This is a genomic window from Microbulbifer mixtoriginis (SeqCode), from assembly GCF_052466865.1.
This window is the reverse complement of record NZ_CP174293.1, coordinates 2,905,814-2,919,309: the sequence shown is the minus strand read 5'-3', so window position 1 is coordinate 2,919,309 and position 13,496 is coordinate 2,905,814. Positions and strand designations below refer to the sequence as shown.

Annotated in this window: 9 protein-coding genes; 8 read left to right on the top strand and 1 reads right to left on the bottom strand. The window is 46.8% G+C overall.

Going from position 1 to position 13,496, the window contains the following annotated elements; translation table 11 throughout:
- Positions 1 to 236 precede the first annotated feature (236 nt).
- Entirely contained in the window at positions 237 to 1,835 is a 1,599-nt protein-coding gene (locus ACJJJA_RS13130; RefSeq protein ID WP_444886341.1) for an isocitrate lyase, read from the bottom strand.
- A 114-nt stretch (positions 1,836 to 1,949) separates the two neighbouring features.
- Here ACJJJA_RS13130 and ACJJJA_RS13125 point away from each other — a divergent pair, with 114 nt between their 5' ends.
- The 8 genes from ACJJJA_RS13125 to ACJJJA_RS13090 all read left to right on the top strand — a co-directional run bounded on the left by ACJJJA_RS13125 (position 1,950) and on the right by ACJJJA_RS13090 (position 12,843).
- Positions 1,950 to 2,885 carry a LysR family transcriptional regulator gene (locus ACJJJA_RS13125; protein WP_252081803.1) on the top strand — a complete coding sequence of 312 codons (936 nt, stop codon included), beginning with the start codon at positions 1,950 to 1,952 and terminating at the stop codon, positions 2,883 to 2,885.
- 189 nt (positions 2,886 to 3,074) lie between these two features.
- Positions 3,075 to 5,249, top strand: coding sequence for a malate synthase G (locus ACJJJA_RS13120; protein WP_444904906.1), 2,175 nt, complete (start codon positions 3,075 to 3,077; stop codon positions 5,247 to 5,249).
- 901 nt (positions 5,250 to 6,150) lie between these two features.
- Positions 6,151 to 8,334: an FUSC family protein gene (locus tag ACJJJA_RS13115; protein WP_444900627.1), complete on the top strand. Its 2,184-nt coding sequence runs from the start codon at positions 6,151 to 6,153 to the stop codon at positions 8,332 to 8,334.
- 17 nt (positions 8,335 to 8,351) lie between these two features.
- Positions 8,352 to 8,564, top strand: coding sequence for a DUF1656 domain-containing protein (locus tag ACJJJA_RS13110; RefSeq protein WP_353505426.1), 213 nt, complete (start codon positions 8,352 to 8,354; stop codon positions 8,562 to 8,564).
- 2 nt (positions 8,565 to 8,566) lie between these two features.
- A complete protein-coding gene (locus tag ACJJJA_RS13105; RefSeq protein WP_444886338.1) occupies positions 8,567 to 9,688 on the top strand; it encodes an HlyD family secretion protein in 1,122 nt (373 codons plus the stop codon).
- Positions 9,666 to 11,192 (top strand): efflux transporter outer membrane subunit, encoded by a 1,527-nt coding sequence (locus tag ACJJJA_RS13100; RefSeq protein ID WP_252081799.1) that lies wholly within the window; start codon positions 9,666 to 9,668, stop codon positions 11,190 to 11,192. The genes ACJJJA_RS13105 and ACJJJA_RS13100 overlap by 23 nt, the downstream gene beginning before the upstream one ends.
- Before the next feature lie 191 nt (positions 11,193 to 11,383).
- The gene (locus tag ACJJJA_RS13095; protein WP_444904905.1) at positions 11,384 to 12,268 is read left to right on the top strand and encodes an arylamine N-acetyltransferase family protein; all 885 of its coding nucleotides are present in this window, start codon (positions 11,384 to 11,386) and stop codon (positions 12,266 to 12,268) included.
- On the top strand, positions 12,265 to 12,843 hold the full coding sequence (locus tag ACJJJA_RS13090; protein WP_444884714.1) for a flavodoxin family protein: 579 nt from the start codon (positions 12,265 to 12,267) through the stop codon (positions 12,841 to 12,843). The genes ACJJJA_RS13095 and ACJJJA_RS13090 overlap by 4 nt, the downstream gene beginning before the upstream one ends.
- The last annotated feature ends 653 nt before the right edge of the window (positions 12,844 to 13,496 follow it).

Below are 13,496 nucleotides of genomic sequence, written 5' to 3'. Positions count from 1 at the left end.
ATACCCTAAGGCTAGCTAATATGGCGCAAAAGTCTTTGAGAAAAGGCAATAAGATTGGGAGCAAAAAAAGGGCCGCGATTGCGGCCCAAGTTCAAAATGCAGAGATAAAAGCGCAGTTTGCATAACTGTTCTTCTTCGGCGGAATCATTGTCCTGATCAATTTGGACAGGAGAGAATCCCTGAAGAAAAAGGCGGCTTGCGCCGCCTTGAATCTACCTGAAAGGTATAAGAGCGATTTAACCGAACTGGTTCATGGTGTTGTCTTTACCAGCAGCCTTCAGTGCCGCTTCACCAGCAAAGTACTCTTTGTGGTCGTCGCCGATGTCGGAACCAGCCATGTTCTGGTGCTTAACGCAGGCGATACCTTGACGGATCTCTTTACGCTGAACGCCTTTCACGTAGCCCAGCATGCCTTGCTCACCGAAGTACTCTTTGGCCAGGTTGTCGGTAGACAGGGCCGCAGTGTGGTAAGTCGGCAGGGTGATCAGGTGGTGGAAGATACCGGCTTCGCGAGCTGCATCGGCCTGGAAGGTACGGATCTTCTCGTCAGCAGTTGCGGACAGCTCAGTATCGTCGTACTCGGCGCTCATCAGGTTGGCGCGGTCGTAAGCGGATACGTCTTTGCCTTCTTCAGACCATGCATCGAATACCTGCTGGCGGAAGTTCAGGGTCCAGTTGAAGGATGGGCTGTTGTTGTAAACCAGCTTCGCATCGGGAACCACTTTACGGATTTCGTCCATCATGCCGCCGATCTGGCGAACGTGGGGCTTCTCGGTTTCGATCCAAATCAGATCGGCGCCGTTCTGCAGAGAGGTGATGCTGTCCAGGATGCAGCGGGCTTCACCGGTGCCTTTGCGGAACTGGAATAGGTTGGAAGCCAGGCGCTTAGGACGCAGCAGCTTACCCTCGCGGTTGATTACAACGTCACCATTGGCCAAATCAGAAGCTGCGATTTCTTCACAGTCCAGGAAAGCGTTGTACTGGTCGCCCAGATCACCCGGCTCTTTGGTCACGGCGATCTGCTTGGTCAGGCCGGCACCCAGGGAGTCGGTACGGGCAACGATAACACCGTTGTCTACGCCCAGCTCCAGGAATGCGTAGCGAACTGCGCGGATCTTGGCCAGGAAGTCTTCGTGAGGAACGGTGACTTTACCGTCCTGGTGACCACACTGCTTCTCGTCGGAAACCTGGTTCTCGATCTGGATGCAGCAAGCACCCGCCTCAATCATCTGCTTGGCCATCAGGTAAGTGGCTTCTGCGTTACCAAAACCGGCATCGATGTCGGCAATGATCGGCACAACGTGAGTTTTGTGGTTGTCGATCTTGTCTTGTACTGCTTTCTCGGCTTCTTTATTGCCGGCTTCGCGGGCGGCATCCAGCTCGCGGAACAGGTCGTTCAGCTCGCGGGCATCGGCCTGACGCAGGAAGGTGTACAGTTCGTTGATCAGGTGCGCAACAGAGGTTTTCTCGTGCATAGACTGGTCGGGCAGAGGACCGAATTCACTGCGCAGAGCGGCGACCATCCAGCCGGACAGGTACAGGTAGCGACGGTCAGTATTGCCTTCGAAGTGCTTCTTAATAGAAATCATCTTCTGTTGGCCGATGAAACCGTGCCAGCAGCCCAGGGATTGGGTGTACTTGGAGCTGTCTTTGTCGTAGTTCTCCATGTCAGCGCGCATGATATTGGCGGTGTATTTGGCAATATCCAGGCCGTTCTTGAACTTGTTCTGGGCGCGCATACGGGCAACAGATTCGGGATTGATAGCATCCCAAGTGCCGCTTTTGCTGTCACGGAGCTTAGCTACCGCGTCGATGTCTTGAGTGTAAGTGGACATGACAGTGTTTCCTTAAAACGGTGACTGCGATTAGGTGTTGAGTATCTTAGGAGGAGTGGCATAATTTGCCTAATTTATTGATTTTATTTTCACTATCGATCTGGCAAATGTTGTATGCAACTGGAAAGAGCTGACCTGAACCTGCTGGTATACCTGGATGTGCTGCTGCGCGAGCGCAATGTGACACGAGCGGCCAACTACTTAGGGCTGTCCCAACCCGCAATGAGCAATGGCCTGAAACGCCTGCGCGAACTCTTTGACGACCCTCTGCTGGTACGCACCCGAGAGGGCATGATGCCCACGGAGCGTGCCCTTGAACTTCAGCCGATGGTTCGTGAGGCGCTATCCAGCATTGACCGTGTGATTCAGCCCAATAGGGATTTTGATCCCGCCAACACCCGGCGTACCTTTCGCATTATGGCTAGTGACTATGCTGAATCCACGTTGATCCCGCCCCTGCTTAAGCAGCTGAGGGATGGTGCTCCAGGAATCAGCCTGGATATCATGACGCCCAGCGATGTGAGCTTTGTCGATGTGGAGCAGGGTAAGGTGGATATGGTAATTAACCGTTTCGATAGTATGCCCCAGAGCTTCCACCAAGCTACCGTATGGCGCGACAGTTTCTCTTGCATGATGCGAGCGGATAACCCAATTCTCGAAGACTACAATCTGCAGAGTTACTTAAAGGCTCAGCATATATGGGTGAGCAAGACCGGCATGGGTGTGGGGGTAGGAGTAAACCCAGAGGATGTGCAACGCTTGGGCTGGGTAGATGAGGCTATTGGCAAATTGGGGGAAAAGCGGGATATCTCGGTTTTCACACGCCACTACCAAGTGGCTATGCTGTTGGCCGAGCAGAGTGACCTGATTGTCACTGTGCCCACCCGTCTGGCACAGCTTGCCAGCGACAATCCCAGAGTCGTGCGCAGGGATCCGCCGCTGGACATCCCTCCTCTTGAGCTAAAAATGGCTTGGAGCCCACTTTTACAGCAGAGCGCACCGCACCGCTGGTTACGGCGCCTGATCCTGGATATTGGTCGGGCTCTATGAGTGACCCCTTAGTTAGGAATCATGCGCCCTGCGGGTGAATATACAGTTCTCTTGGCAGTGAATCATGCGTCATCCATTTTCATAAAAATTTGATCTATGAATAGTGGAAATTGTGTCTATAAATTAGCGGTATGCTGAAATGGCTGTTTAGAATGCCGTAATTCCAACAATCAGTGAGAGGCCCAGGGTATGACGGAACGAGTCCAAATCGGTGATCTACAAATCGCACCAGAGCTTTACAACCTGGTCTGCGAGGAGGTGATTCCAGGAACCGGGGTCGATGCCGATAAGTTCTGGGCTGGACTCGATGCGATTGTCCGCGACCTGGCGCCAGTCAATCGCTCCCTGCTGGAAAAACGCGACGAATTACAGGAAACCCTGGATCGCTGGTACACCGAAAATCCGCAGGGCTTCCTCGATCTGGAAGGCTACCAGACCTTTCTGAAAGAAATTGGCTACTTGGTGGATGAGCCCGCTGAGTTTAGTGCTTCCACTGAGAATGTGGATGAGGAGATCGCCACTCTCGCCGGTCCTCAGCTAGTGGTCCCGGTGATGAACGCCCGCTATGCACTGAATGCCGCAAATGCCCGCTGGGGCAGCCTTTACGATGCCCTCTACGGCACTGATGTGATCAGCGAAGAAGGTGGAGCGGAAAAGGGCAGTGAGTACAATCCGGTGCGCGGAGCCAAAGTGATTGAATATGCGCGCAGCTTCCTAGATCAGTCTGCTCCATTAACCTGCGGCAGTCATAAAGAAGCCGTGCAATATCGTATTAACGGCTCTCTGCTGGAAGTTGTCCAAGCCAATGGCGATATTGCCACCTTGAAAGACGGCACTCAGTTTGCCGGTTACCGCGGTGACAGCGAAGAACCCTCGAGTATTTTGCTCAAGCAGCACGGCCTGCACTTTGAAATTCAGGTGGATCGTGAAAGCCCTATCGGTAAAACCGATGACGCGGGTATTAAAGACGTCCTTATGGAATCTGCATTGACCACCATTATGGACTGTGAGGACTCCGTAGCGGCAGTCGATGCGGAAGACAAGGTTGTGGTTTACCGCAACTGGCTCGGCCTGATGAGAGGTGACCTCAAGGAAACCATCAATAAAGGCGGCAAGACTTTTGAGCGCAAATTAAATGTCGACCGTGAATATATTACACCGAATGGTAATCAGCTAACCCTGCCGGGTCGCAGTTTGATGTTTGTGCGCAATGTTGGCCACCTGATGACCAACGATGCTGTTTTATATGGTGACGGCCAGGAAATTCCGGAAGGTATTCTCGACGGAATGATTACCAGCCTGATCGCCCTACATGATCTACGCGGCAATAACGAGATCAAGAACTCTCGTGAAGGAAGCATCTACATCGTAAAGCCGAAGATGCATGGCCCGGAAGAAGTGGCTTTTGCCAACACGTTGTTTAATCGTATTGAGGATGCCCTCGGCCTACCGCGCCACACGGTGAAAATGGGTATTATGGATGAGGAGCGGCGTACCACGGTAAACCTCAAAGCCTGCATCGCCGAAGCCAAAGAGCGCGTGGTCTTTATCAACACCGGCTTCCTGGATCGCACAGGAGATGAAATTCATACCTCTATGCTTGCCGGCCCCATGATTCGCAAGGGAGATATGAAGCAGTCCACTTGGATCAACGCCTACGAAGAGTGGAATGTGGATGTGGGTCTCAATAGCGGTCTCAAGGGTAGGGCGCAGATTGGTAAAGGTATGTGGCCGATTCCAGATCAGATGTCAGCGATGATGCACGCCAAGCTCGCACATCCAATGGCTGGTGCGAATACTGCTTGGGTACCATCGCCCACGGCGGCAACTTTACATGCACTGCACTACCACAAGGTCGATGTGAACCGTCGACAGGAAGAGATTCAGCACCGCCATCACGCCAAGCTGGAAGATATTCTCACCGTACCGGTGGCCAAAGACACTAATTGGAGTACTAAAGAGATTCAATTGGAGTTGGATAACAATGCTCAGGGCATTCTCGGCTATGTGGTGCGCTGGGTTGAGCAGGGGGTAGGTTGCTCCAAGGTGCCGGATATTAATGATGTCGGTCTGATGGAAGATCGCGCCACCTTGCGAATTTCTTCACAGCATATTGCCAACTGGCTCAAGCATGACATTGTTAGCGAGAAGCAAGTGCGAGAAACCATGGAGCGTATGGCTGCAGTTGTGGACCGCCAAAATGCCGGTGATGCCAATTACAACAATATGGCTCCAAATTTCGATAGAAGTGTTGCCTTCCAGGCCGCTTGTGAGCTCGTATTCGAAGGTTGTGTACAACCAAACGGCTACACTGAGCCGGTTCTACATCGTCGCAGGCGTGAGTTTAAGGCTTTGAATGGTTGATTTCTGAGCTGGGTTGTTTCTTAAAGGCCCCACAAGGGGCCTTTTTTATTGGGTCTGTGGAGTATCATTTAGCATGCCCAACAGTAGATAGTAATTAATATTCCGATAGAATTCCGCGCCTGAAGCTGATAAGTGACATGGCTTTGCTGTTGAACAGTAAAGGATGGAGAGTGTTGTCATAGTGACCTCCTCCTATTTAGTCGCTCTGGCTGTACAAAGTGCCGCCCTACTAGCCACCGCAAATACTCGAATTGATAGATTGTTGGCGCCACTGAGGCAGTCGTCCAAGCTGTTTGTATCATTTAATTTCGGCCGCTTACATAGGGAGTAAAGTATGGCCCATCTCCCCATTCTTTGACTTAGCAGGTATTCAATTTTCAAAGTGTATGGTTATGACACGATGGCGCGCAATCAAGTGAAGTAAATGTTAAGTAGGCAAATGCTGGGCTGATTGCTTTAGGGTACCTCTCTAACCAATCCTGATTTTATTAAGTGGTTAAAGAAAGGTATACCGCTCAATAAATTTGATAATACAATTTTCCTTAGGGGATAAAAAGCCTATACAAATTATCTCTTTGCCTATGCCCAAACTACAGGCTATAAAAAGATACTGACGGAAAATCATAGACTGTGAGACGAGCTTTTAAATACTAACTTCATTTTTTCGTTTATAACTTATGTCGTATGTTGGGATATAAGTTTTCAGTGATCTTCGCTGACGCTCATACTTTATTGGCACTTTAAAATACGCTTTGTGCGTGCTGTATCTATAAGTGTATCCCTGATTTAGTTGCTTTCTTATATGCCATACTTCCTCCTGCCAACCTAAAAATTACATGCCTTGTAATCATTAGGGTGTCAAAAGCTTGTCGCTTTATCGTGAAAATACTCGGAGATAACATTGTACCTGTCTCGCAATGCGAAAGAGTCAATAAAAATTGCGCTGGCTTTGGTAATTGTTTATGCCATTGCAATGGGTATCAATTGGGAAAAACCTTTTTGGGGTGCATTTGCCGTTATTGTGTGTAGTCAGGCAAACTTGGGGCAGTCGTTAAATCGTGCCATTTTGTGGATGCTGGGCACTCTGTTTGCACTTCTAGGCGGCTGGATAATCGTCGCATCATTCCCTCAAGATCGATGGCTTTTTATGATTGCGCTATCGGTATGGGTTGCGGGCTGCGTTTATATCCTGCAAAGGTCAAAGCGTCAGTATTTTTGGATGACATGTGGCTACGTTATTTTGATGTTATGGGATGCGACTGGTGGTGATTTATCCCTTTCTTATGAGGAAGGGATATTCCGTATTCAAGAATCTTTACTGGGTATTATTGTATATGGGCTTGTAGCTGTTTTGATCTGGCCAAATTGTAGCCGCGAAGAACTGCATGAAGCAGCGGTTTCCCTGCTAGATATGCATCGTGCTTTTGCAAATAGATGTTTTTTAAGAATTCAAGATCGAAAGAAAGTTAAAGTCCTTAGAGATAAGCGAGTTGAACTGTTAAGGGCAGATACACGCTTGCGTACAGCTATTAATGATGCCAGTTCTGATAGTTATGAAATCTGGGAGTGCCGTAGGCAGTGGAAGGCATTTGGTCATCGTACAACAGCGGTAACACAGTCATTACTTAAATTAGAAGAGAGTTTGGCCCTATCCAGTGATTTGGGGATTATGAAGTTTCTTTTGAATATGAATGACTATTTGGAAGTTATGAGAGGGCGATTTAAGAGAGTTAGATTTGCCATTGCTGAAGATGAGGTGGCTGGAGATGCTCGGGAGAGGGTGGTTAGGGGGGACGTTGAAAAAGTAAAAAAGGAACTGTCAACTCCAGAGACTGCCGCAATAGCTGTAACCAGGCGTTCTTTGAATGATTTGGAGGTGGAAACCCGGGCACTAATTAATGCTGTAAATGATCTAAAAAGCCTGGAATTTTCCAGTTCGAGTACTTCAAGTGAACGTGAAGAATACTGGTTTGGATTATTAATGCCTGATCCTGATAGGCTGGCTAATGTGGTTCGCGTACTAGTAGGGATCTGGATATCTTATTTAGCTTATTTATTTGTTCCAGATATGATAGGCGGGCTGCTTGTTGTACTTTTAATTACAATTATAGCAATCATAGCATCTGTAAGTCCACAAATTAACTTGTTTAAATCTTGCATATATACAATTCTCGTATGCTTGATGTCCGCACCTCTTTACTTTTTAGTTATGCCAAAATTGCAAGGCTTTTATTCGTTGGGTTTAATGGTATTTTTCTGGACTTTTACTATTTCCTATTTTGCGAATCGAATGTTTGGTGCGCAGTCAATGATAAGAACCTTAGCTCTCCTCTTTCCGCAAATTATTTTTAATTTCAATAATTATCAGACTTATAGTTTTGTCGTTTATACAAATTATATATTTGTGTTGGCTATTATTTTTTGCATATTGGCGGTGTCTAGAAATATCCCGATTTCTTCTCATCCTGAAAGAAATTTTAAAAAAAATGTGAATCGACTACTTGATAGTGCTGCGCGTTTGGTGGTTGAAGGCGATTTGCCGGCCTTAACAAGACGCTCAATATTTCATCGCCTTTATGTTTTATATCATTTAAATATCGTTGTGATTTCGCATGAGAAGATCCTTTACTGGAAAGAAGGTATTGATGTCAATAATGTTAAAGGTATGTCGGGGGATCAAATGCGAAGGGTGATTGATTTACTAATGCTGATTGCTAATCAGGTTAAGATTTTGTATGGAATTGATCACTCAAAAATGAAACTTGTTGCAACCAAAAGTATGCTGCGCGAGGTGTTTATCTGGAGATCTCTCGCAGGAAAAATATTGTTTTACTTGTCAGGGGAACAGCGAAATATAAACATCAAGTCTTTACGAAGAGGTTATAGGCGTATATTTGATAGAGTAAATGTGGATGTTGGAGGGCTGATGGAGCTCTGGGAAAATGATGAGGAGACTGCAAAGGGGGTTTCCAACTTTTTGTACTTTTTGGGTGTTACCCACTGTATTAGCAATTACCTCGATGAGTTTTATAAATTATCAGAGTCCGTAGATTGGAAATATTTTTGTGAAGAAAGATGTTTATGATTCAAATGGGTTAATGTATGGAAAAGATACCTCATGATGTATCAGTAGGAGGTTTTTTTATTTCTCCAGTTCTAGTTGCGGGGGTACTTGGGGTGCTCGCGGCATTACTTACCGCAAGACTCCTGGATCGTTACCGCCTTTCTAGATACTTTGCAAACCCGCCAGTAGTAATTATATCGTTGAGCATTATCTACTCAGTCTTTATTGGGTCAGTATTTGTGGGTATTTAAGGGTGGAGAAGTTTAGAAAATACATACTTACGGCGAGTATGGTATTCCTGGCAATGTTTGCATTGGTTCTTCAGTTTTGGAAGTATCTCAACAACCCCTGGACTAGAGATGGGAAAGTGCAGGCGGATATTATCCAGGTTACTCCTAGAGTTTCAGGTCAGGTGGTTTCGCTGCCTATTAGAGATAACCAATTTGTCAATGCGGGTGAACTTCTATTTCAAATAGATCCAAGAACCTATGAAGCCGCTTTGGCGGAAGCCAAGGCTCAATACGAGGAGGCAGTCGATATTTATAATGCTCAGAGGGAGAATATTCTGGCTTATGAAGCTAGGATAAGGGAGTCCTCCGCGGCTATAGATTTAGCGCAAAGCAACATCAATGCACTAGATGCAGAGATCACCAAGGCCAGAGCGGAGTATAGGCGTCAGCAAGAACTACTTCCTCAGCGCGCCACTTCAGTGAGATCTCTTCAGGCCGCACAAGCTGAGTTTGAGTCGTCAGTGGAGTATCGGGCTGGTGCAGAGGCAACACTCGTTAAATCCTTAGCTGCTTTAGAGCAATCTCAGGCTGAATTAGCACAGGTCCGTGCGCAACTCGGTGCACTTGGGGCAGATAATCCTGGTGTGCGCGCAGCTCTGGCTTTAGTACGTCAGGCTGAACTTAATCTGGAATATACAACGGTGACGGCGCCTGTATCCGGATATGTTACAAATCTGGATTTTCGCTTCGGTGATCAAGCTGTAGCAAACCAGCCCGCACTATCAATAGTGGATATTAGTACTTATCGAGTAGAAGGTTATTTTCGTGAAACCTTTATACGCAGAATTGCTCCAGGGGATAAGGCAATAGTGACATTAATGGCATACCCACATAGGCCACTCAAAGGGTATGTTGAAAGCATTGGCTGGGGTATTGCACAAACTGATGGAACTGCGGGTAACGACCTTTTACCACGAGTTGATCCAACTTTTGAGTGGATTCGTCTCGCTCAGAGAATTCCGGTGAGAGTTCATTTGACAGAAAGGCCTGAGTCTGTCGAGCTTCGTGTTGGTTTTACCAGTTCAGTGCTCATATTGAGCAATACTGCGAGCGCCGACCAAGATGATACGGCGCAAAATCCTTAGCCTGTTTAGGTTTGAATATCTACGCAAGTCCTTAGCTCTTGGTGCTTTTTCTGTATTTGTTGGTAATGGTTGCATGCTGGGCCCAGATTATGTACCGCCCCCTGTTACAGTTGAAGACACCTGGATTTATCAAAACAGTAAACGGGTAGATATCCTTGAAACAGTGAATCCTTACTGGTGGCAGTCTGCCTTCGCCGATCCTGTTCTGGATGATTTGGTAGAGCAGGCAATAGAAAATAACCTGGAATTGCGATCAGCCGCATTAAGAGCACTGCAAGCGCAGCAGCTCCTCGCTATTGCAATAGGGAATCAATATCCACAGATACAGCAAATTGAGGGGCTCGTAGATCGCTCCAAATATGTTCGCTCCGGTATAACCGGAAACTATCAGAGTGAGTACTACCTTAATTTCAATTTAACCTGGGAGTTGGATATGTGGGGGCAGTTGAGGCGATTGGTTAATTCCGCCGCAGCTGACTTTGAGGCCAGTATGGCTGAATATGATGGGCTGCTTGTCTCAATCATTGCACAGGTAGCACAAACATATATCAATATTCGCACTGTAAAACGCCGTATTCAGGTGGCACAGGAAAATATTCGTATTCAGACTGAAGGGCTAAGAATCGCTGAAGTAAAATTTCATGCAGGAGAGGTCAGTGCGTTGGATGCCGAACAGGCCCAAACCTTATTAAGTAACACTCAGGCTGCTGTTCCTGCGCTGGAAGCTACGCTTCAGCAGTTCAAAAATACCCTTTCGATACTACTGGGTATGCCCCCTCATAGCCTTAATGACCTCCTTTCTGTACCTCCAACGGTGCCCCATGTGCCCTCAATTATAACGATAGGCATGCCGCAGGATCTTTTGCGTCAGCGCCCTGATATTCGCCAGGCTGAGCGGCTTCTCGCAGCACAGGGGGAGTTGATTGGTGTTGCTCGAGCGGAGCTATACCCAAACTTTGCAATCGGTGGGCTAATAGGAGCAATTGATATCAGGGGTGGGCAGTTAAATGGCAGGAGTGATGCTTGGGATTTATTCGTTGAGTTTGATTGGAATGTCTTTAATTATGGCCGGTTACGCAACAATGTGCGCTTGCAGGATGCGACCTTCCAGCAGCTGGTATCAGACTACCAGCAAGTGGTCTTACAGGCGCAGGTTGATGTTGAGAATGCCATAGTTGCATATCTCAAATCCCAGGAACAACAGTACTTTTATAATATCGCAGCTATGGCTTCTGAAGAGGCCGTCAATCTCTCCATGACGCAATATGTCGACGGAGCGATACAGTTCAACACTGTTATCACCACGATGGTTTCAAATTTTACCCAGCAGGATCTCTTGGTGATTGCCCAGGGTGCAGTAGCAGCAAATCTAGTTCAGGTTTATCTTTCTCTTGGGGGCGGCTGGCAGATTCAAGATGGGCTGACACCATTGGAGTTATTACCCGAAGAGACAATAGAGGATATGCTTCGCAGGACTCACTATTGGGATAAGATCTTGGAATAAGGTCTCTTTGCACTTGTCTGGCCCGCACCAATCGATTAATCCGTATCTTCAGGATGATCAGCATACCATCAGCCGTTTAGAGACATTTGGCGCAAAAAGAGTAAAGAGAATTAGCAATCGATATTGACCTAAACCAAGGTTCAGGTATTAGACTGCTGCTATTGTTGATTGGCCATGAGGATTGAAGTCAAATGACACCAAGCACCCATAACATCAATTTATCAAAATACTTAGCACGTATTGGTTACCGCAATAAGCCAGCCCTGGATTTGAAAACCTTAAGGGATATTCTTACACAACATATTCGTACTCTGCCATTTGAGAATGTAACGTCCTTTCTTGGGAGTCCCGTGAATATTGAGATGGCCGCTATTGAACAAAAGCTTGTGAACCAAAAGCGTGGTGGTTATTGCTTTGAGCAAAATGCTTTGTTACGGGCTGGGTTACAGCAGATAGGCTTTGCAGTTACAGGACTTGCCGCTCGGGTTCTTTGGCAAACACCACCGGGCCATCAGCCGGCTCAGTCTCATATGATCTTACTTGTAAAAGTAGGGCAGGTACCGTATTTGGTGGATGCGGGCTTTGGCAGCAATACACTGACTGCACCTCTGCGCTTAGATGTTTCAGGTCCTCAGAGTACGCCCCACGGTACTTATCGCCTAACTCAACCGGGTGAGGACTATCTATTAGAAGTGAAGGTCCATGATGCCTGGCATTCAATGTACAGCTTTGATTTACGGCCACGTACAGCGGGCGACTATAAAATCGCCAATTGGTTTTGTAGTACTCACCCTGAGTCCCGTTTTGTAGAGCACTTGATTGCTACTCGTGCTTTCCCCGAAGGGCGTCATGCTTTACTGGATCGCCAATTGAGTTATCAGCCGATAACTGGAGCAAAGACAGTCATCATGCTGGCGAATGTTGAAGAGTTACGCAAAACGCTATTAAGCATTTTTGGAATCGAGGTGCCCGAGGATATATCTTCCTTTGAGAGGTTAGCTGGCCTCTTTGAGAACGGCTCATCTCAAAAGGTTGCAGAGCATGCTGCTGTGAACACTGATCGGGTCGCATCATGATTAAAGCAGGAGTTGTTTATCACTCCGTTTGCGGCAGTACAAGGACATTGGCAGAAGCCACTGCGGATGGAATTAATAGTATCCCTGGATGTGAAGGAGTTACATTTGCTGTTGAAGCCAAGCATATTCAGCACGGGCGCTATGAGAATCCTGACTTGATGCATCGTCTGGATCAGTGTGATGGAATTGTGCTGGGCTCGCCAACTTTTATGGGGTCGGTTTCAGCCCAGTTTAAGGCTTTTATGGATGCGGCCAGTGAACGTTACAGTAGTCGCGGCTGGGTTGATAAGCTATCTGCAGGTTTTACTATCGGCAGTAATTTCAGTGGGGATCAGCTTAATACTCTAACTACTTTGCAAATATTTGCCGCGCAGATGGGGATGTTGTGGGTGCCTAATGACATTTTACCAAATCTGGATGTACAGGGGCGAAATAGAAGTGGTTGTCAGTCCGGTCTTGTGGCCGTTGTTAATAGTGAAGGGGCTGTGCATGAGCTTGATCGACTTACGGCTTTATATTTGGGGGAGCGAATAGGGCGTCTATTAAAGCGCTTTAGTCCTTGCGGCAGTATCTAATATCCAACAAATAAATTTTGATACAACTTTAGGGAAAGTGGCGTAGCCCCAGAGGAATAGCCTCGATGTTCTTTAATTGAAAGGACTGAGGCTATTTTGCGTTATCTTTAAAAGAAAAATCTGCTAATGAGGCCGAGACAGATAACTAGATCTATCAACTGGAAGGCTGATTGGTAACTTAGGAATTTTCACTGCTCGTGGGCAATGGATTAAGATATTTGGTTTTTATTTCTGTTAAATCAAATTGTTGAAGGGATTCTAGCTTAGGCCCAGGGACTATTTGCAAAATACGACCTAATATAAGCCCTGAAGTAAGCACCACTTCTATGGCTAACTTGTACGCTGATTTTTATACATGGACTTGAATGATTGAAAGAGCCAGAACGGAGTCGCTGAGTCCAACTCCTCAGTGATTAAGCTATAAGTCCTTGTTGGTAGGATCTAGGTATGGCTAAAGTGGTCGCAAAGACCAATAATGAGACGTCCAGTGATTATTCAGAAAAAGATCATTGTATTGTTGATAGCCCCTACCCATATATTTTTACCAAAAAATCTAATTGAATTTGTATATTCCAAAAATCGAAGTGTGTAAGAATACAGTCTTAGAGATAAATATAAAAAATCAGAGCCGCCCAATACTGTGTAGAATTCCT